Origin of the sequence: Bradyrhizobium iriomotense (assembly GCF_030160715.1) — a bacterium.
In the GTDB taxonomy this organism is placed as follows: Bacteria; Pseudomonadota; Alphaproteobacteria; order Rhizobiales; family Xanthobacteraceae; genus Bradyrhizobium; species Bradyrhizobium iriomotense.
The window spans coordinates 123,686-144,862 of the sequence record NZ_BSOW01000010.1 but is presented as its reverse complement, the minus strand read 5'-3'; the positions used below and the strand labels follow the sequence as shown (position 1 = coordinate 144,862).

Below are 21,177 nucleotides of genomic sequence, written 5' to 3'. Positions count from 1 at the left end.
GCTAGAGACCCGTGAGAAGGATTCCGTGCCACCTCAGCAAACCTCAATTGGACGAACCGGACAGCCCAAGCCGAGCCGTTGCAATCGGCCGTCCAAGCAACACTGCCAATTCCTGATCGAGGGATTGCAAAATCCGCAACGTATCGACCGCTTCTGCAAGGAATTTGGGTGGTGCCACAAAGGCAAGGTTTTCTAGCCGTCGGGCCAGTGCGGTAAGCGCCTCTTTGCGATCGGTGCGTGCTGCTGCGCATTCCACGAGCGTCGTCACGGTCCACAACAGATGATCGATACCGTGATCAAAGGCAACGCGTTCAACAGCGATTATCGCGACAGCATCGGCGATTTCGGTGTCGCGGTTTTGTGCCGCGATCGTGGCCGCGAGGCCAAGAGCGGCCTGCGCCATCTCTGGCAGCGTCGCCGACAGTTTTTCCCGGAGCATTTGAATCGAGGTGAGGACAGCATTGCGCGCGTCAGCCGAAAAGCCAAAGGCATAGACGATGGGCATGAAGTAGAGAAACATCTCGACTGTCGGTTCGCTCATGAACTCGGCATACATGCGCCCGACATCCGTCTCCATCGGAGGTCTTTCCGCACTGGGGGCTGCGCCTTGGAGAAGGGATGGAAACGACTGGGCCAAAGGCAGGTTATCGCTCAGGATAGTACTTTCTGCATCTTTGATTTTGTCGCGCCAGACTTGTGGCGCGGCCTCGCCTATTTTCTGCAAGGCACCAAGAAGGCGGCCGTAGAGATCTGCGGCTACATGTTTGGGAGTGATCCAGTCGGCGCGCCAGCGTGCTCCGGCGCGAGCGTCATTCAGGACTGACAGATAGTAAGTCTTGCCACGAATTCGTATGGCCCAATTCAAGAGCGAACTCTTGTCATCCGGTGAGCTGCCAAGTATTCGCGCCACGAGGGAGGCATGGGATGCTGCGGCAATTCGGCGCCAGAATACGGGCTTCTTGCGAAGATCTTCGTGTTCGGCAAGATGCGCGGTCGCTATGACAAATGCCGCAGCAAAAGTTTCAAGCTCACGAAGAAGGCGCGCTGTGTCGCTCAATAGCCGGTCAAGCAGGGCACTTCCCATCTCGACAAACCGCAGATCATCAGCCGCCCGATCCGCGCAGATTTCGAAGGCTCCTGCAAGTGCGACGGGATCTGAGACCTCAAGCAGCGACCGGAGGCCTGCTAGCAGGTCGTCTATGTTGATTGCCCGCATAAGTTCGAAAGGAACCGTCTCTGAGCTCCCGAAAGTCAATGAGATTGTGTCGATTGCTGCAACAGGATCTTGAGCAATACGCCAGGAACGTTCCTCGGCAAGCTCGTTGCTGATAAAATCGGCGAGCCGTTCGGATGCCTGGTGGGCCGCGGTGAGGTTCGTCCAATGCGAAGGTTCCGAAGGAAGAAAATCGTCTTTCGAAAGTTCACCCTTATTGCGGACGACTTCGTGGAGGCTGGTGGCAAATCCTTCCGGAGTGCCGGCCAGTATCTTTCGCACGGCGAAGAAGTCGGCTTGAGAATAGTCTTGCTTGCTTATGATTTGCTCAAGCTGCTCCGCGGCTCGTCTCGTCAACGTGATACCCTTGAGAATCCCGGTGAGCAGGGAGCGCCTCTTGGCGGGACTTTTGGAGAGCAGGCCTGCTTGCGGAAAGGCAATACGGTTCGTTCCGTAGGAAAGAACCCCGTTTTCATTCTGAATTTCGAGCTTAAGGTTCCGCTCGGCGCCATCGGTGTCTTTGAGGGCCGGAATCGCCTCACCGTCAGTCGCCTTCTGAAATGCTTCAAAAAGGCTGTTGCGATCGAGAGTCACGCCGTCGGGCAAATGGACCGGATTCGAAATTCCGATACTGGACTCGCGGGCGATGGCACCATCTGCCAGGACATCGCTCTGCAGCGTGGAGCCGAGACGACGCAATGCGAACACGACCTTGTATTGCGCGAGTTGGGCGGGCGAGAGATTTGGCTTATTCATCCTCATCCTCCGCGTCTTCTTCGTCTTTGCTCCACGGTGTAAGCGCAAAGCTGCGTAGATAGGTGACGACCCGCTGATAGAACTCCGGCGATAGGGAGCGAACATCAGCCATGACGACGTCGTCGAGCCACTTCTGGTAGGCAGCTACTTTTTCGTCATCCCCGATTTCGATCGGCACCGCAAATCCGCCGAGCAAAGCGCCTCGGACAGCGTCCACCCAATTCGGAGGCGGATGATCGCCCCAACGGTCGATCCAGTCGTCTGGTACGATCCGCATATTGAAGATAGCTGTAGCAAGTATCCGCGCGCGCTGCTCGTCGGGTTCTTCATTCCAGATGCGAGCGATAGATATACGGGTCGCCTGGACGTGGCTCATGAACCAGCGCATCTCACCGGGAAATTGTGGCGTCTCGGAAACCCGTGCCAGATCAAGGCTATCGCGAATGGCCTTGAACTCGGGGGCCTCGTTCTGACGATTACGTTTTGCTGCTGCCACGAGCTCGCTCGCCGTGACCGGCATCAGCAAGGCGCCAGCGGCTCTCAGGCGATAGCGCAATACCCGGCTCCGCTCATCGGTCAACGTACCGCGAACACGGAGTTCTTCAAGCAGGTCGAGGGTCGTTACCATGCGCGCACGGCGCCCCGCGGTATCGGCCGCAAACAACTCCTTGTTAAGCGCACGATCGTCAACTGCGACAGCATCGACATCGGTCAGGTCTGAAATCAGATTCAAGCTTGATTGCATGCCGTCAAATTCAGACTCATTGGCCTGCGCACGCCGGGCCCCGAACGTAATATGCCCGGCCGCATTTGCCTGCCGCACAGCCGAGCGAATATCATCGATGACGCGAAAGACTTCAGCCACGTTCTGGTCGTCTTCGATCAAGGCGTTGGCTTCATCCTCGGCCGACTGATGGATATAGACGTTGGGGAACGTGCGAAGGAGCGCGACCAACAGCCCGGTATATTGCAAGTAAGAGAGGGCCAGACCATCCAGGTAAATCGGGCGTGCGGGGTCGGGAATTGCAGGTGATGCCCACATCTTGTCCTGGAGAGTAAAGTACTGCTTGGCGGACGTCTCCGCCTCTTCATCGATTGCGTTCTGATCGGTCAGCACCTTCAGCAGGCTGTGCATGTCGGACAGGTGGCCCTCATGCGCGCTCATATCGGCGACGCCGGTCTCAGCGAGGCCAACACGCGTTACCGGTGCGGGCCGGACGACAATTCCATTTGTTGCTTTGGCTTCGCGAAGGAGCGCGCTGAGTTCAACGCCAATTTCAGCGGTCAAAGCGTCGTGAACGAGGACCGGCGAGCGCAAGACCTTGATCTGTCCCTTTGCAATGGCCTCGCGTATTTCGTTTGCCTTCCGCAGCCTTGTCTTCTGGCCGCGGCGTATCCGGCGCCGACCTTCGAAGAGCTCCGCGAAGACACCGCCTGGTAGAATGACTTTTGGAAAGGTCTCAAGGATCAGGGGCAGGATGCCGAGCCAGCCGAGTACGAGGAGAGCCGTGATGTCTAGAGCGAGGGACGTCGTCAAGCCAGGCGGCGCCGGAAGCCGGTTGCCGGTAAAGAGTGGCAGGGCGACCTTTCGGCGACTATCAGTCATCGCCGCATTACGGATCAGATTTCGTAGTACGACATCGACGATGGTTGTTCGCAAGCCCGGTGCGGCAACCGCAAGCGGAAACTCCCCCGCGACCACCTTATCGGTAACGAAGCGCGTGTGCTGATTCCAATCCGTCTGCTGCGCGAGGAGATCCTTGATCTCGAAGGATTGAACTGGCCCGTCAGGACCGGACAGGGCGAGCGCCTTTCGGAACCACTCATGGGATTCCGGGCGCTCCTCTTCGAGTCCTTGTTCAACATAAAGGAAATAAGCACCCAGCAGGACATTTGGATCGTCGCCGCCCTTTGCGATGGCCGCGGTGATAAGATCCATTAGAGGCCCCTGGCTCGACGCCTGCGAGAGGTGGGCGGCGCGGATGAGCGTGAGGCCGTCCGAGGCCTGTGAGAGATCGAGAGTGGCTGCCAGTGGCCCCGCAAGCGTCTCCCATTCGCCGGTTTCGATGGCGATGGCGGCCTCGAGTTGCAGATCGCGATGTTCAGAGTCGTTCTTCTCGATACGTTCTGCAATTGCCTTGGCTTCAGGCAAGCGGCCGAGCCGGAACAATTGCCATGCATAGTACCTCAGGAAAGGCGGATGATCCTGCAGTGAAGGATGCAGATCGAACGTACGGACGAAATCGTCGCCAAGGCCGGCGAGTCTTTCGGCTTCCGCGGCTATCGCGATGTCGCGCGGATCTTTGGTCTCGGCAAACAGTAATTTGGCGTATTTCGCAATGCCGACATGGTCTCTTTTCGAAACGAGAACATCGACGAGCGTCCGTAGAGTTTCGGGCGTCTTCTCCTCTTCATAGAGACGCATATGTTCGGCAACCGGATCGGCGCCTTCAGCTTTTGCGATCTCCGCGCGAAAGCTGGCGATTTGGCTTGCATCGAAGAGCGCGAGATTATCTTCGAGAACTATTTTCGCCGACGTCGCATCGCCACTTTTTGCGAGTGCCTGTATTTCAAGGGAAAGAATGCCACTCTTGCCAAACGAGGCCTCGGCCTGCTGCCGTTTCGCGGCGATCAGCGAGGCGAGGCCGGACGCATCGTTCTTGTTCAAGCTGACGACAAAGGCCGCGCGGAGCTCGTCGTCATTCAGCCCACCGAGAGCATCGCGGCGCTGAAGATAGGATTCGAGCGCTTCTGGCGAATAGCCATCGAGATAGGCGAACGCATATTGCACATTGGCGACAGCGCGCATGTTATCTTCCATGTCGCTGCGAAGCTGCGCGAGTGCAGCAGGCTTGCGCGTCGGATGCAATAACTCGCACCACCTGATGTAAAATTGGATAAGCCGCGGAGCATGCGTGAGGCCGAGCGTTACTGCGTAGGGAAGCGCCTCTCGAAAATCGTCGATCGCGGCATCGAGGATGACGGAAAGCTCCTGCCCGCCGATAACGGGACGCGCGTTGCGCACGTCCATGGGGAGGCCGCTGAGTACTGTTGCCTGTTCCATTACTGGCAGCAGCCGCGCGAAACTGATAACCCCCCTCAGAAAATGCAAATAGGGAAGTTCTTTGAGCTGCGCCGGCGTTACTTGAGCCAGAACGCGGCTGACTGCGTCCAGGTCGCCCCTCTTCAGATAGATCGTGCAGAGACTAAAGATGCCCAAGGCAGTTAGCTGCGCGGACGACACGTTGTTCTCGGTCATCCAGGCTAGGGCTTGGTCCTCGCTTCGCTCTTTCGCCAGAATACTTAGAAGAACCGAGCGTGAATCTGCGTCAGAGAGGTCGCGCAGTATCTGAATCGCTTCGTTGATATTGCCCTCGGCGACTGCCACGCGCGCGCGGGCTGGTGCGTCGGAATCGGCGCCTGATAAATTTTGGCCGGCAGTCAGAAAAATGCGCGCATTTGTCAGGTTGCCGTGAGCGGCGGCGGATCTTGCGGCCCGCAGTAAGATGGTTCGTCGTAAGCCGGGTGACGGGGCTGCGCCTTTGGCGTCAATGATTTCAGCCGCAAGCTGCGCCAGTTCATCCTGTTTACTTAATTCGGGAAAGACCGATCGTTGAAGGGCTCGTTCATAACGATGCGCGACATCGCGTTCGATAGCTTCGGCGAGGCCTTCATCAACGAAATTGGATTGGGGCTTGGTCCCATGATCTGCGCCTGGCGGAATGACAATATTCGCATTTTTCAATTCTTCGACGAGGCGCTCGGCAATCTCGCCCGGCATTGTGCGCTTCATTCCGCGAAGCGTGATAATGTCAAAGTGCTTTTCTTTTAATTCAGGAAAATCATCAATGCGGCGCGTGAGTTCACGCCAGCCAAAAACAGTTACGCGAAAAAGCCCCTCAGCGGCATGTTTCTCAGAAATCGCATTGACATGGTCCGTGACGGCAACGTCATTATCCGCGGTGGTCGCAATAATGTAGGTCTTGAGGGCGGGACGGAATTTCTTGGCTTCCTCGATTTCCGCATTAATTTCCGAAATCGTCAGCTTGGTCGGCGGCCAAATGCGTTTTCCTTTGCATTGAACACCGGAGTCGGCGCCGTTTTGCTTTCCATAAATGTCGACGCCCTTTTGCCGCTGGCCGCTTCGCCCGTAGCGGACGAGTTCTGGGTCGTTCCAAATGCGCGAAAAGAGATCGGCGCAGATCTCTTCGAATTTGTCCCAGCTTGCCGGCGGATGAAGTTGTTCGTCAGACATGGACCGATTGTTTCGACTCACTATCTGGGTTGAGGGTAGACCTAAAGAACATTTTGAGAACAATTTCAATGTATTGGCGAAGGTTGGGAAACCTCAACCTATCGACAAGACGGACATTTATGAGGACTTTAGCTCGTTCAATTTCTTAGATGATTTTTTCGTATGTATCTGATATAACTATACTTATGACAAAGAACATTGAGGACAAAAAAGAGGACATTTCTACGGCTGCTGATCGTGGCGAGGCGGTCTTCTCAATGGAACCGCTCCTTATCAGAGAGGATTCCCGCCATCGGGGCGAGCTGACCGATTTGGCGGTCGAGCTCGTCGGCAAATCGGCCGGCTTCAAGAGAAGCTTGCCGCAAAGCCTGCTGGGCTCTTTGGCCGATCTCGTCCGAGCCATGAACTGCTACTACAGCAACCTTATCGAGGGGCACGATACGCACCCGGTCGATATCGAACGCGCCCTGAAGAACGACTATAGCGCCGATCCCAAAAAGCGCGATCTTCAGCTCGAAGCCAAGGCACATATCGCGGTGCAGCGCTGGATCGACGAAGGCCATCTGCGCGGTCGCACTGTGACCACGGACGGCATCCGGGATATCCACCGCCGTTTCTGCGAGCACCTTCCCGACGCGATGTTGTGGATCGAGGAGCCCGACACAAAAGAACGAATTCGGGTTGTACCCGGCGAATTGCGGCTTCGCGACGTAAAAGTGGGACGTCATATCGCCGTCAGCCCTGGCGCTGTTCCGCGCTTCCTCGCCCATTTCGAGAAAACATACAGCGGCGTTGGAAAAGCCGACGCGATTTTGGCCACCGCTGCCGCGCATCACCGCCTTTTGTGGATTCACCCCTTCCTCGACGGCAATGGCCGCGTCACACGCCTGATGTCGCACGCAATGCTTTTGGACGGGCTCGATACCGGCGCCGTGTGGTCAGTCGCTCGCGGGCTTGCTCGAAGTGATGGCGCATATAAACAGCATCTCACCCAGTGCGATCTTCCGCGGCGCAATGACTTGGACGGCCGGGGCAACCTCAGCGAAGAAGCACTCGCCTCGTTTACGCGGTTCTTCTTGGAGACCTGCATAGACCAAGTCAACTTTATGGAATCGCTGATGCAGCCAGATCGGTTGCGCACGCGCATATTGCTGTGGGCGGAGGAGGAAACGCGCCTCAGCAGACTTCCCCCGAAAGCAGGTGCCGTGGTTGAAGCGATCCTCTATCGCGGCGAGCTGCCGCGTGGCGATGTTGCCAATCTTCTCGATCTGACACCACGTCATGCCCGGCGTATTGTTTCGGAGCTCCTCAGCCGAGGAGTCCTCGTTTCAAAAGGCCCGCGCGACCCATTGCTGCTGGCTTTCCCCGCCACCCTCGCCTCGCGCTGGATGCCGGGACTATTTCCGGAGCACACGACAAATGACTGAGTAAGGCTTGAGTTCATCCATGGGCACAGGGGCGCGTAAAGTCGCGACTTGAATATGGCACCACTCGCCGAACGTGAACGTCGTCAAGCAGTCCGAGCCTTTGCCGCCGGATTAAGCAGTGCCACCTCGCTCAATCGTCCCAAGGATTGGCAGGCATTCGAACGACTAACTCGGGATCTGTTCGCTAGGATTACGGGCGACGTCCACATGGACCTGCATGGCCGCAACGGCCAGCCGCAATCAGGTGTCGACGTATCGGGCATTGATCAGCGAACGCGCGTCCAAGTCGGCATTCAATGTCGTGGCCGTGGTGACGGTTCAGCTTGGACGAATAGTCGGCTTACACAGAAGGAGTTGCGCGAAGAAGTGGCGAAGGCGCGCAGCTTCTATCCAAGGCTCGACGTCTTTGTGGTCCTCACAACGGGCCCGAACGACGTGCGATTAAAGAAGGCGGCCGCCGAGATAAGCGAGCGCCATGCGCGCGACGGGAGCTTTGAGGTGCAAGTGCATGGTTGGGATTGGCTTGAAGGCCGCTTGAGCGAGCACGCCGACCTTGCCATCCGGTACGGCCTCATCGCTGTCGCAAGCCCGGTATTTCACGACGCAACGACGGCATCAACAATTGCAAAGCAAATTGGTGCGCGCCTAGCAACGGCGGTCGAATTGATGAACGATCGGCGCAGCGTGAACGAGCGGTTCACTCTGCAGAGCATTTCGAAGCACCTTGGATTTCCAGACTGGCGCAAGCTCGAAGACATTACAGAGGGCCGCTCCGATGTGATTGCATCGGAGCTGGTGAATCTCGCGCGGGCGCTGGGCATAAACGAGCAGTGGCTGCTCGAAGGAAAACAGACCCCCTTCCGCGTTGATCCAGAAGACTATCGAGGCGCAGAAGAGCAATTTGATTCCATCCAACGGCTCAATCCACGGCGCATCGTCTTCGTGCGGCAGAGCGAAGACGATTTTGAATCCATCGTGGCGGCTGAGATTGATGACTTTCGTTGGGTCACCTTCCATTGGGACCATCCAACGAGTAGCCATGTCGGCGGCACGGGCAAATATCAACTCCTCGAGTATTGCTGCCTGCCCGGAGGCTCTATCGGACTTTTGACCATCCGGGGGCGTGCACTCTTCACGGAAAGCATCTCGAAAAGGCTGACTTCATGCGCCTCTGGGAGGGGGATGTTTATCCAGGAACGTTCCTTCATTGGGGGCACAACGATCAGTGGTGGATCGATTTTGCAGAACTGGCGAAAGAGAGGGTGGAGGGTACATCCAAATCTGCGCGAGAATTGCGCGAAGCCATCCGTATCGCACGCGTGGTGCTTGCAAATCATCAAGGGCCTTCTGAACGTAACGGCTGGATGCGCACCCAGCTCGTTGATGCAGGTATACCCGTCAACGAGCGGAAACCTGCTGCGCGCTATCCTCTCGACTTCGGCCTCTCGCGCGATTGAATCGAGATAGACGATTAAACACGGTCGAACGCTTGCGTGCCGGATCGTCGGGATGGCCGGCTGCACTTCATTGCCGGCAGAAGCGGAATCGCCTAGGCTACATGGCCTATCTCGATCGTACCAAATACCGCGATGGAGACGAATGTGGCGATAAAGCGTCCAAGTTCAGATATTGCCGGCCCGCGCGATCATCTAACGGAGATCGCCGCACCCGAGATCGCGCCACGAAGCGAACACGCATTTTCACGTCTTTCCCGCGCGATACGGTGGCTTGGGCCCAAGCCGTTTCGCTCTCAAAGACGCGCATCGATCAGGGGGCTCTTGTCCACGACGGCCGCACTTGTTCTTTTCGGATACTCGAAGCCGGTATCGCGCGCACTCTGGCCGAGGCGCACGAGGAATATCTCAGGGTGGTCACGACACTTGATGACCGCGTTCAAGACTATCTCAACCGCGAGACCAAGCACCTAGAGCATATCGATCCGCTGGCGAAGTTGGACGTTTCGCTCGGATGGGACCAACAAAAATGGAAAGCGCCGCGCGACGCAGTGGATGACGAAGGATTCAGGACGGTTCTCAGGGGAACAGGGGCCGCGTCCGTCTCGGTCCTGGTCGCCCGGAGCGCCGCGCCGGCCTTCGAGCGAGCCGTTGCTCCGATCTTCGCAAAGGCCGCAACCAAAGTCGTTACCGCCATGCGTCCGCAGATCATTGGTGCCGCCGCAGGAACGATGGTTGAACCAGGCCTTGGTACGGCCGCGGGTTGGGTCCTAGGAGCGACGGGCGGCGTTGCGACAGATTACTTGCTGAGCAAGGGCGAGGAATGGCTCGATCGGCCCGAATTTGTACGGGCAAACACGCGAGCACTGGATGCTACAGTCCAGGAATGGTCGCGTGTCATGCAGCGTGACGTATTTGCGGCAGTCGATGCTTGGTTTGAAGATACACGCGGCGTGGTTGCCGAGTTCAAACTGCAAAGAAAAATCCCGACTGGCTAACGAGCATCTGCTCCGGGCTCATCGCCAAGGACACTCGATTTGCTTTACCTCCATGCTGCGTCCATGCTGCGTGGAGCCGCCGAGACTGCTTGGTAGTCCTTGAAATTAAACGGGAATTTTTGCGAACCTCACGGCATTGGAATTTGCAGTAAGGGTTCGCGGATTTTGCCTGTTTTTGTTGAGGTTTCGTAGAAATCGGTAGAGCGAAAAGGCGCAAAACCGGCCATTCCGAGTGGAATCAAAATCCGCTGCCTTACCGCTTGGCTACGCCCCAACGGCGCTTCTCCGGGGATCGGCGGAAAGCACAGGCCACCGCAGATTCCCGTTTGCCCCGCCGGTCTATAGAGAGAAGGCGAGCATTTCAACCGCCTCGGCGCGTAAATTCGCCCGTTCCGGGCACGGTTTGCGCCACCCTGATATCGGCGCCCTGCCCCGCAGCCAGCCTGGCCTCCCAGTCACGAAACTTGGCCCTCCCGGCCATTGAGACCTCGGCGGTTTCGTGGGAATACGGCGCCAACGAGGTTTCCGGGAGTACGCCATGACCTACCGCGCGCCGATCAACGACATGCTGCTTTCGCTCAATCACGGCGCGGGCCTCAAGGCCGCCGTGGAGGCAGGCCATTACGGCGATTTCGACGCCGATATCGTGCAAGCCGTGCTGGAGGAAGCCGGCAAGTTCGCTTCGGACGTGCTCGCACCGCTCAACCGCGTCGGGGACGAGAACGGCATCAAGCTCGACGACGGCAAGGTCACGACCGCGCCAGGCTGGCCGGATGCTTACAAGCGCTGGACGGATGGCGGCTGGAACGCGGTCTCGGGACCGGAAGGCTTCGGCGGCCAGGGCCTGCCGCTCGCAATCAACGCGGCCTGCACCGAGATCTGGAGCGCCTCCAACGTCGCCTTCGGCCTCTGCCCGCTGCTCACGGCCTCCGCCATCGAGGCGCTCGAGGCGCACGGCAACGACGAGCTGAAGCAGATCTATCTGGAGAAACTCGTCACCGGCGAATGGACCGGCACGATGCAGCTCACCGAGCCGCAGGCCGGCTCCGACGTCGGCGCGCTGCGCACCCGCGCCGAGCGGCAGGCCGACGGTACCTATCGCATCAAGGGGACGAAGATCTTCATCACCTATGGCGAGCACGACATGACCGACAACATCGTGCATTTCGTGCTCGCGCGCCTGCCCGACGCCCCTGCCGGCACCAAGGGCATTTCGCTCTTTCTCGTTCCCAAGTTCATGGTCAATGCCGACGGCTCGCTCGGCGCGCGCAACGACATCTATGCGTCCGGCGTCGAGCACAAGCTCGGCATGCACGCCTCCCCCACCTGCACCATGACCATGGGCGATCATGGCGGCGCGATCGGCTTTCTGATCGGCGAAGAGAACCAGGGCATGCGCTGCATGTTCACGATGATGAACCAGGCGCGCCTCGGCGTCGGCCTCGAAGGCGTCGGCGTCGCCGACCGCGCCTATCAGCAGGCTCTCGCTTACGCGCAGGAGCGCAAGCAGGGTCGCGCCCTCGGCAAGAAGGGCGACGGCTCCGATGCCATCATCGTGCACCCCGACGTCAAGCGCATGCTGATGCGGATGCGGGCGCAGACCGCGGCCGCGCGCACCATCTGCTATGCGACGGCGGTCGCGATCGACGTCTCGACGCGCGCCAAGGATCCCGGCGTGCGGGTCGAGGCCGCGGCGCGCGCGGCGCTGCTGACGCCGATCGCAAAGGCCTATTCGACCGACGTCGGCAACGAGGTCGCCTATCTCGGCGTCCAGGTTCATGGCGGCATGGGCTTCATCGAGGAGACCGGCGCGGCCCAGCATTATCGCGACGCGCGTATCACCGCGATCTATGAAGGCACCAACGGCATCCAGGCGATCGACCTCGTCACGCGGAAGCTCGCGGCCAACGGCGGCACCGCGGTCTTCGCGCTGCTCGGCGAGCTCTCCGGCATCATCAAGCAGGTCGAGGCCTCCAACGATCCCGCCTTCGGCACCACCGGCGTTAAATTGCGCGAGGCGCTGGACGCGCTCAAGCGCACCAGCAAGTGGCTCCTGGAGCGGCTGGCCGAGGCGCCGAACGACGCGCTCGCCGGCGCCACGCCCTATCTCCAGCAGTTTGGTGCGACGCTCGGCGGCTGCATGCTGGCAAGCGAGGCGCTCGCGGCCAAGAGCGACGGCAACCTTGATGCGCCCCGCTACGTCTCGCTCGCCCGCTTCTTCGCCGAGAACATCACGGTGCAGGCGAGCTCGCTGGAGCGCACCGTGACTGAGAGCGCGGAGTCGGTCGCAGCGGCGGACGCGGTGTTGCTGGGGTAACGCCTGAACTGTCCGCGCCCTCATCCCGAGGCGCGGACCGGCCTAGGCCGCATCAAAACTGCGACCGCCGCGACGAGGTCGAGCACCACGCATAGCGTCAGCGCTGCCGTGTCGTCGCCGGTCAGGCTGCGCACGAAGCCGACGAGGCCGAACGCGCGGATCGGATCGATTCTGCCGTACACGCCCTGGTTTTTCAACCAAATCATTGTAGCCTTTTGTTGCATCGCCTGTCCCGCATATGCGACCGCGGTGGCGCCGGGGGTGGTATGCAACTGCGCCACCGTTGAAAACAGCCACCGCAGGTTTGGCAGCTCCGCAAGATGATGTAGGCTGACGGGAAAACGACAGGCCGGGGCAACGGTGCCGCGGGCTGCTATTGGGGACTGGGAAGCATGACCGGCCAGATCATCGTCACCAACGAAGGCGCGACGCGCATCATCACGCTGCGCCGGCCGGGCAAGAAGAACGCGATCACACAGGACATGTATCGCGAGATGGGCCACGCAATCGACACCGCGCAGAACAACCCCAACGTCCGCTGCATCATCATCACAGGCGGCTCTGGCGTGTTCACCGCCGGCGACGACATCGACCATTTCCTGAACGCCGATACGTCGCGCCCGGAGGCGCTGTCGAACGGAGCCAAGTTCCTTTACTCCCTCGCACTCAACGTCAAGCCGATCATCGCGGCGGTGGACGGGGTCGCCATCGGCATTGGCACCGTGCTGCTGTTCCACTGCGACTATGTGCTCGCGTCGACGGCTGCGACGTTCTCTGCACCCTACATCAACCTCGGTCTGGTTCCGGTGGGGGCCGCGAGCCTCTTGATGCCACGAACCATGGGTCACCAGCGCGCGTTCGCGATGCTGGTGATGGGGCGAACCTTCACAGCCGAGGAGGCTCAGATGGCGGGGTTCGTCAATGCTGTGGTCTCGCCGGGGCACACCGAAACCGAAGCGCGCAAGGTCGCTCGCGAGATCTGCAGGTTGCCGGCCGAGGCGGTCGCGATTTCACGCAAGCTGCTGCGGGGGCCGCCGGAGGAACTCACCCGCCGCATCGACCAGGAGGGCCACCTGTTCGGCGAGCGCATACGGTCGAATGAAGCTGTCGCCGCCTTCAACGCCTTTGCCGCCAGGAAGAAGCGGTAGGGCGCGCGTTTCCCTCCCTTCTCCCCTTGTTGTGGGAGAAGGAAGTGGAGTTCGCGGCGACTTCGTCACAAGCTTCGTGAAATCTTCGCGCGGAGCGTTTAGGCTTGTTCCATGCGACACCTGCTTCGCCTGATCCCGGCTACTCTCGCCCTTGCACTCGGCTGTGCCCCGCCCGCTCTTGCCCAGGGCTCCGCGACGGTCGAACTGCGCATCCTTGCGATCAACGATTTCCACGGCAATCTCAGATCGCCGCCGGGCGGCATCCGCATCGGCGATCCCGAGGACAAGGCGAAGAAGGTGACGGTCGCGGCGGGCGGCGCCGAGTACATGGCGACGCTGGTCAAGCAACTGCGCGAGGGCCACAAGAATACGATCTTCGTGGCGGCCGGTGACCTTATCGGGGCGAGCCCGTTCTTGTCGGCGATGTTTCACGACGAGCCGTCGGTCGAATCGCTGTCGATGATGGGGCTTGCGATCACCTCGGTCGGCAATCACGAGTTCGACGAGGGCAAGGCCGAGCTGCTCAGGATGCAGAACGGCGGCTGCCATCCGGAAGACGGATGCCAGGGGCCGCATCCCTTCACGGGTGCCAAATTCCATTATCTTGCGGCCTCCACCATCGAGACCGCGACCGGAAAGAGTATCCTGCCGCCCTATGAGATCAGGGAGTTCGACGGCATCCCTGTCGCCTTCATCGGGCTGACGCTCAAGGGCACCGCTGGCATCGTCTCGCCAAAAGGCATTGCCGGACTCGAATTCCGCGACGAGGCCGACACGGTGAACGCGCTTGTTCCGCAACTGAAGGCGCGCGGCGTCGAGGCGATCGTGGTCCTGATCCACGAAGGCGGCGAGCCGACTGGCGACTACAATGAATGCCCGGGCATTTCAGGGCCGATCGTCGACATCGTCAAGAAGTTCGACCGCGCGGTGGACGTCGTCGTGAGCGGCCACACGCATCGTGCTTACGTCTGCCAAATCGACGGCCGTCTCGTCACCAGCGGCGACAAATACGGCACGCTGGTGACCGCGATCGACGTCACACTCGATTCCGCGACGCGCGACGTCGTCAGCGCGAAAGCCGAGAACGTGATCGTCGCGAACGCCTCGCTCGCCAAGGATCCCGAGCAGACCGCGCTGATCGAGGCCTACGACAAGCTGGCTGCCCCCATCGCCAACCGTCCGGCTGGCTCGGTGACACAGACGCTGTCGCGCGTGCCCAATGAGGCGGGCGAGAGCGCGCTCGGCGACGTCATCGCCGATGCGCAATTGGCCGCGACGAAGGATGCGAAGGACGGGGGCGCCGTCATCGCCGTCACCAATCCCGGCGGTATCCGCACCGACATCGTGCCGAAGGAGAACGGCGCGGTGTCCTTTGGCGAAGTGTTCGCGAGCCAGCCGTTCCGCAACCGTCTGGTTACCCTGACGCTCACGGGCAGCCGGCTCAAGGAGATGCTCGAGCAGCAATGGCTCGATCCGAAGCGGCCGCGGATCCTCCAGGTGTCGAACGGCTTCAGCTATGTCTGGGACGCTTCAAAGCCGTTCGGCGAGCGCGTCGTGGCCGACAAGATGACGCTCGACGGCAAGCCGGTCGATCCGGCATCGAGCTACCGCGTCACCCTCAACGACTATCTCGCCGTCGGTGGCGACGGTTTCACGGTCGCCAAGCAAGGCACCTCGCCGCAATACGGCGGCTACGATGCGGATGCGCTGTTTGCCTTCTTCCGGGCGCACGGCCCGATCGGCCCGCTGCCACCGAGCCGCATCCTGCGCGTCAATTGATCCGGATCAAACGGCCCGGAACAGGACCACCTTTGCCATTCCCGGCCAAACCCCTACATTGCGTTTTACATTGCCTTTTGGCGCCGGATGCGCCAAGCGACGTCAAAAGCCCGTGTCCAGTGAGCCCGACCTGATGAGCACGCTTCTTCTCTCCCACAAGGCCTGCCTCGACCATGTCACGCCGCAAGGCCATCCCGAGCGGCCGGACCGCCTGCGCGCGGTGGAGGAAGCGCTATCGCACGAACGCTTCCAGTTCCTGGTGCGGGATCAGGCGCCGGAGGGCAATCTCGACCTCGTCACGCTCTGCCACAACGAACACTACGTCACCGAGCTGCGCCACATCGCGCCGACCAGCGGCCAGGTCTACATCGACGGCGACACCTCGATGTCGCCGGGCACCTGGGAAGCAGTCATGCGCGGGGTCGGCGGCGCGGTTGCTGCGACCGAGGCCGTGATGGCGGGCGAGCACCGCAACGCCTTCGTCGCGGTGCGCCCGCCCGGACACCATGCCGAGATCGGCAAGCCGATGGGCTTCTGCTTCTTCGACAACGTCGCGATCGCCGCCCGCCACGCGCAGCGCAAATACGGCATCAAGCGCGCGGCCATTGTCGATTTCGACGTGCACCACGGCAACGGCACGCAGGACATCTTCTGGTCGGATCCGACCGTGATGTACTGCTCGACCCACCAGATGCCGCTGTTTCCTGGTACGGGCGCGCGCTCCGAGCGCGGCGATCACGACACCATCGTCAACGCGCCGCTCGCCTCCGAGGACGGCGGCCCTGAATTCCGCGACGCCTTCGAGACTTTGATCCTGCCACGGCTGACCAAGTTCAGCCCCGAGCTTCTCATCATCTCCGCAGGGTTCGACGCGCATTATCGCGATCCGCTGGCCTCGCTGAACCTGCGCGCGGAGGACTATGCCTGGGTCACGCGGAAGCTGATGGACCTCGCCGACAAGACCGCGGGCGGGCGCGTTGTTTCGGTGCTCGAGGGCGGCTATGACCTGCAAGGACTGAAAGAATCTGTTACGGCGCATGTCGGCGCCCTGATGGGCGCCTGACGACACCCGCCACATTGCGCCCGCAAAATATTGCTTCGTAACCTAGCGAAGGGCGGGCAATCGGAAACGGATATGGCCGAAAACACCCAAATCGACGTGACCAGGCTGACCTTTGAGCGCGCGATCGAGGAGCTCGAAACGATCGTGAAGCGGCTCGAGGAGGGCAAGGTGCCGCTGGAAGAATCGGTGGCGATCTATGAGCGCGGCGAGGCCTTGAAGCGCCGCTGCGAGGAACTCTTGCGCCAGGCCGAGGCCCGCGTCGACAAGATCACCACGGACGCCAGCGGCCAGGCGAGCGGCACCGCGCCCCTCGACGTTCAATAGCCGCCCTTCCCCGATACCCCCAACCCATTCAGAATATTCAGGGAATGCGCCCGAAGGTCGCGCAGCCAGGCTGCAAATAGCTCTTGGCCTGTCCCGCGGACTGCTATAGTCCCGGGCAGAAAATGCGGACCGGGCCAGCGGTCCGGACCAACATCGACGGTTTTTCGTCGAGGAAGCGCGTTAATCGGGGGAGAGAGGCTTAGGCTCCTGTCGGGGCCCCCAGGCCGGCTTGCGGGATCACAGGGTCAGTGCGCGTTCAGAACCGCCATATCATTTATGTGCAGGGCTACGATCCGCGCGGACTCGCGCGATATTATCGCATGTTCCGCACCGAGCTGCGCAAGTTCGACCGGCTCTACCAGCTCAAGACCACGATCAGCCGGCCGCAGGATGTGAGCGAAGGCGAGATCGCGTCCTGGAGCATCGAGACCCGCGCGGACGACTGGCAGACCCGCACGGCCTACGACTTCCTGCGCTTTGAGGATTTCATCAAGCGTGACCTCGCCCAGCCGATCCGCAAGACGGTGTTCGCGGCGCTGTGGGTCTACTGCCAGCTCGTGTTCGGCGGCACCATCGCGCGCTTCGCCAAGGCGAACTGGCGATTCGCGACCTTCGTCAGCTACCCCTATCTGGTGCTGCTCGTGGAGGCACTGTGCGCGGCCAGCGTCGCATGGCTGTTCCGGAAAGGGCTGGATGCGTTCGGCGTCCCCGATCCCTTCAGCCTCCTCGCGGCCGCCGCACTGTTCGTGGCGCTGCTCGGCACCACGCTGAAATACACGGAGGAGAGGACCTATGTGCTCTATCTCCTGCGTGACCACATCTGGACCTGGGAATTCGCCCATCGCCGCCAGCCGGAATGGGACCGGCGCATCGACCGCTTTGCGGAGCATCTGTGCAAGGTCGCGCGCACCACGCGCGCAGAGGAGATCGTGCTGGTCGGGCACTCCTCGGGCTCGTTCCTCGCGATCGAAATCCTGGCGCGTGCGCTCAAGCTTGATCCTGCGCTCGGACAGCGCGGCGCCCGGGTCATGTTGCTCACGGTCGGCGGCAATTGTCCGGTCGTCGGCTATCACGCGGCGGCACAGGATTTCCGCGACCGTTTGCGCGAGCTCGCGGTCGAGCCCTCGATCGAGTGGATCGACTGCCAGGCCCGCAAGGACGTGATGAACTTCTTCCAGTTCGATCCGATCGCGGCCCACGGCATCGACGTCGGTGCGGCGCGCTGCAATCCTGCCGCCATCGTGCCGGTGCGCTTCCGAGAGATCATCGCGCCCGAGCACTACAAATTGTTCCGCTGGCAGTTCTTCCGCGTCCATTTCCAGTTCGTGATGGCCAACGAGCGGCCGCATGCCTACGACTTCTTCATGATCGTGTGCGGCCCGGTTCCCTTGCGGGAACGGATGGCCTTGCCGGACGCGGCGCTTGCGGTCGCGACCGGCGACACCTCCGCCCGCGAGTTTGCCTGGCGGCGGCTGGAGTTGGAAAATTCCTGTCCCCGTGGACAAATTCCTGCCCAGGAACTCGGCAAGATGGAACCTCCGGCCCGGAGCCGGGGTTAACCAAACCGGCCCGAGGCTTGCACGCGCATACCCGTCCACGGGCCTAACGGGTTGGCTTTGGCGGCAGCTTTGGTGTAAAGCTGCGCGGACTATGGCTATTTGAGAGCCTTTCGTGAGCAAGTATTGCTGACGGCAAGCGCTTCAAATCGCTAATGAAATTGGCTGGGACGGGTGACGCCGAGCTGGGTGACAGAGATCACATAGACTGAACCGGAGCGCACTTGGGCTCACTTAAGCTTGAAGGAAGGGGCTTTGCCCCGCGCAGGTGGCTCCGACAGTCAGGGCTCGCGCTGCGCCAATATTGTGCATACCCATCTCGCGCCGGACGGTCGTTCGGCCCTTAAAATTGGAAATCGCCGTGAACGCATACAGCAAGACGCCGCTTCTCGACACCATCCGCACGCCGGATGACCTGCGCAAGCTCAAGATCGAACAGGTCCGCCAGGTCGCCGACGAGCTGCGGCAGGAGACCATCGACGCCGTTTCCGTGACCGGCGGTCATTTCGGCGCGGGCCTCGGCGTCGTCGAGCTCACCACCGCGATCCATTACATCTTCGACACGCCGCGCGACCGGTTGATCTGGGACGTCGGCCACCAGGCCTATCCGCACAAGATCCTGACCGGGCGGCGCGACCGCATCCGCACCTTGCGCACCGGCGGCGGCCTCTCCGGCTTCACCAAGCGGAGCGAGAGCGACTACGATCCGTTCGGCGCGGCGCACTCCTCGACCTCGATCTCGGCCGGCCTCGGCATGGCGGTCGCGCGCGACCTCGCTGGCGGCAAGAACAACGTCATCGCCGTGATCGGCGACGGCGCGATGTCGGCGGGCATGGCCTATGAGGCCATGAACAATGCAGGCGCGATGAACTCCCGTCTGATCGTCATCCTCAATGACAACGACATGTCGATTGCTCCGCCAGTCGGTGCGATGAGCGCGTACCTGTCGCGGCTCTACTCTGGCAAGACCTACCGCACGCTGCGCGAGGCAGCCAAGCAGATCAACAAGCGCCTGCCCAAGATCATCGCCAACCGCGCCAACCGCGTCGAGGAATACTCCCGCGGCTTCATGATGGACGGCGGCACGCTGTTCGAGGAGCTCGGCTTCTACTACGTCGGCCCGATCGACGGCCACAATCTCGACCACCTGCTGCCCGTGCTGAAGAACGTGCGCGACATGGAGACCGGCCCGATCCTGGTCCACGTCGTGACCCAGAAGGGCAAGGGCTACGGCCCGGCGGAGGCTTCCGCCGACAAATACCACGCTGTTGTCAAGTTCGACGTTGCGACCGGCACGCAGGTCAAGGCCAAGCCGAATGCGCCGGCCTACCAGAACGTGTTCGGCCAGAGCCTCGTCAAGGAAGCGCAGAAGGACGACAAGATCGTCGCCATCACTGCGGCGATGCCGTCAGGCACCGGCGTCGACATCTTCAACAAGGCATTCCCCGATCGCACCTTCGACGTCGGCATTGCCGAGCAGCACGCTGTGACGTTTGCCGCCGGTCTCGCCACCGAGGGCTACAAGCCGTTCTGCGCGATCTACTCGACCTTCCTTCAGCGCGGTTACGACCAGGTCGTGCATGACGTCGCGATCCAGAGCCTGCCGGTACGCTTCGCCATCGACCGCGCCGGCCTCGTCGGCGCCGATGGCGCCACGCATGCGGGCTCGTTCGACAACGCCTATCTCGGCTGTCTGCCGAACATGGTGATCATGGCGGCTGCGGATGAAGCCGAAATGGTGCACATGGTCGCAACCCAGGTCGCAATCGACGACCGTCCGAGCGCGCTGCGCTATCCGCGTGGCGAAGGCCGCGGCGTCGAGATGCCCGAGGTCGGCATTCCCCTCGAGGTCGGCAAGGGCCGCGTCGTCCGGCAGGGCAGCAAGATCGCCCTGCTCTCCTTCGGCACCCGCCTTGCCGATTGCGAAAAGGCGGCCGACGAGCTCGCTGCGCACGGCCTCTCCACCACGATCGCGGATGCGCGCTTCATGAAGCCGCTCGACACCGACCTGGTGCTCAAGCTCGCCCGCGAGCACGAGATCCTCATCACGATCGAGGAAGGCTCGGTCGGCGGCTTCGGTTCGCATGTCGCGCAGTTCCTGACCGACCAGGGCGCGCTCGACAGCGGCGCCGTACGGTTCCGCTCGATGGTGCTGCCCGACGTGTTCCTCGACCACGACACGCCGGCCGCGATGTACGGCCGCGCCGGACTCGACGCGAAGGGCATCGTTGCCAAGGTGTTCGAGGCGCTCGGCAAGGACGTCAAGACCGAGACGGTCAAGCTCGCCTGACGGCGGGCTTCGGCCTTCGGCGAAGCAGCGCAACCTCCATGAAAATCTATCTGGCAGGCCCCGACGTGTTCCTGCCGGATGCGGTTGAGATCGGCCGGCGCAAGGCCGCGATCTGCGCCGCGCACGGGCTCGACGGCCTTTATCCTCTCGATAACGCGATCGATCTCGCAGCGAGCGATGCTTCGCGCCAGATCTTCGCCGCCAACGAGGCGATGATGGATGCGGCCGATGCCATCATCGCCAATCTCACACCGTTCCGCGGTGCCGGCGCCGATCCCGGCACCGTCTACGAGCTCGGCTACATGGCCGGCCGCGACAAGCTGTGTCTCGCCTATTCCAACGATCCCGCCGTCTATGCCGACCGCGTCGGCCGCTTCATGGATATCGCCAACGAGGACGGCCGCCTGATCGATGCGCAGGGACTGACGATCGAGGATTTTGGCCTGGTCGACAATCTCATGATGGTCCACGCGCTGGAGCTGCACGGCTGCCCGCTGGTGACGCCCGCCGAGATGCCCATCGACGTCTGGCACGATCTTGCCGCGTTCGAGACTTGCGTCCGGATGGCGGCCGCGCGATTGCTCGCTACATAAGCGC

The 21,177-nt window shown here is 61.2% G+C and carries 14 protein-coding genes; 11 read left to right on the top strand and 3 right to left on the bottom strand.

What is annotated here, in order from left to right:
- Positions 1–43: 43 nt before the first annotated feature.
- Together QQL28_RS16220 and QQL28_RS16215 are read right to left on the bottom strand one after the other, a co-directional pair.
- Positions 44–1,969, bottom strand: coding sequence for a hypothetical protein (locus QQL28_RS16220; protein ID WP_284267013.1), 1,926 nt, complete (start codon positions 1,967–1,969; stop codon positions 44–46).
- Positions 1,962–6,224: an HTH domain-containing protein gene (locus QQL28_RS16215; protein ID WP_284267011.1), complete on the bottom strand. Its 4,263-nt coding sequence runs from the start codon at positions 6,222–6,224 to the stop codon at positions 1,962–1,964. Before QQL28_RS16215 ends, QQL28_RS16220 begins: the two co-directional genes overlap by 8 nt.
- A 185-nt stretch (positions 6,225–6,409) precedes the next feature.
- Between QQL28_RS16215 and QQL28_RS16210 the strand changes: the two genes are divergently transcribed.
- The 4 genes from QQL28_RS16210 (at position 6,410) to QQL28_RS16195 (ending at position 12,420) form a co-directional block, all read left to right on the top strand.
- Positions 6,410–7,651 (top strand): Fic family protein, encoded by a 1,242-nt coding sequence (locus tag QQL28_RS16210; protein WP_284267009.1) that lies wholly within the window; start codon positions 6,410–6,412, stop codon positions 7,649–7,651.
- Between the two features lie 54 nt (positions 7,652–7,705).
- Positions 7,706–9,118, top strand: a complete 1,413-nt coding sequence (locus QQL28_RS16205; RefSeq protein ID WP_284267008.1) for a helix-turn-helix domain-containing protein — start codon at positions 7,706–7,708, stop codon at positions 9,116–9,118.
- A gap of 91 nt (positions 9,119–9,209) precedes the next feature.
- Positions 9,210–10,103, top strand: coding sequence for a hypothetical protein (locus tag QQL28_RS16200; protein WP_284267005.1), 894 nt, complete (start codon positions 9,210–9,212; stop codon positions 10,101–10,103).
- Positions 10,104–10,641: 538 nt separating this feature from the next.
- Positions 10,642–12,420: an acyl-CoA dehydrogenase family protein gene (locus QQL28_RS16195; RefSeq protein WP_284267003.1), complete on the top strand. Its 1,779-nt coding sequence runs from the start codon at positions 10,642–10,644 to the stop codon at positions 12,418–12,420.
- Positions 12,421–12,440: 20 nt separating this feature from the next.
- Here QQL28_RS16195 and QQL28_RS16190 read toward each other — a convergent pair whose 3' ends face one another.
- Positions 12,441–12,626 carry a hypothetical protein gene (locus QQL28_RS16190; RefSeq protein ID WP_284267147.1) on the bottom strand — a complete coding sequence of 62 codons (186 nt, stop codon included), beginning with the start codon at positions 12,624–12,626 and terminating at the stop codon, positions 12,441–12,443.
- 186 nt (positions 12,627–12,812) lie between these two features.
- On the opposite strand from QQL28_RS16190, the gene QQL28_RS16185 reads away from it, so the two are divergent.
- The 7 genes from QQL28_RS16185 to QQL28_RS16155 all read left to right on the top strand — a co-directional run bounded on the left by QQL28_RS16185 (position 12,813) and on the right by QQL28_RS16155 (position 21,173).
- Positions 12,813–13,568: an enoyl-CoA hydratase-related protein gene (locus tag QQL28_RS16185; RefSeq protein WP_284267001.1), complete on the top strand. Its 756-nt coding sequence runs from the start codon at positions 12,813–12,815 to the stop codon at positions 13,566–13,568.
- A gap of 111 nt (positions 13,569–13,679) precedes the next feature.
- The gene (locus QQL28_RS16180; protein WP_284266998.1) at positions 13,680–15,347 is read left to right on the top strand and encodes a bifunctional metallophosphatase/5'-nucleotidase; all 1,668 of its coding nucleotides are present in this window, start codon (positions 13,680–13,682) and stop codon (positions 15,345–15,347) included.
- Between the two features lie 133 nt (positions 15,348–15,480).
- Complete coding sequence (locus QQL28_RS16175; RefSeq protein ID WP_284266995.1) at positions 15,481–16,410, top strand: histone deacetylase family protein; 930 nt, start codon at positions 15,481–15,483, stop codon at positions 16,408–16,410.
- Between the two features lie 72 nt (positions 16,411–16,482).
- Entirely contained in the window at positions 16,483–16,734 is a 252-nt protein-coding gene (locus tag QQL28_RS16170) for an exodeoxyribonuclease VII small subunit (protein WP_027526545.1), read from the top strand.
- Positions 16,735–16,982: 248 nt separating this feature from the next.
- Positions 16,983–18,293 (top strand): hypothetical protein, encoded by a 1,311-nt coding sequence (locus QQL28_RS16165; protein WP_284266991.1) that lies wholly within the window; start codon positions 16,983–16,985, stop codon positions 18,291–18,293.
- Positions 18,294–18,651: 358 nt separating this feature from the next.
- A complete protein-coding gene (gene dxs / locus QQL28_RS16160) occupies positions 18,652–20,580 on the top strand; it encodes a 1-deoxy-D-xylulose-5-phosphate synthase (RefSeq protein ID WP_284266989.1) in 1,929 nt (642 codons plus the stop codon).
- 38 nt (positions 20,581–20,618) lie between these two features.
- On the top strand, positions 20,619–21,173 hold the full coding sequence (locus QQL28_RS16155; RefSeq protein WP_284266987.1) for a nucleoside 2-deoxyribosyltransferase: 555 nt from the start codon (positions 20,619–20,621) through the stop codon (positions 21,171–21,173).
- The last annotated feature ends 4 nt before the right edge of the window (positions 21,174–21,177 follow it).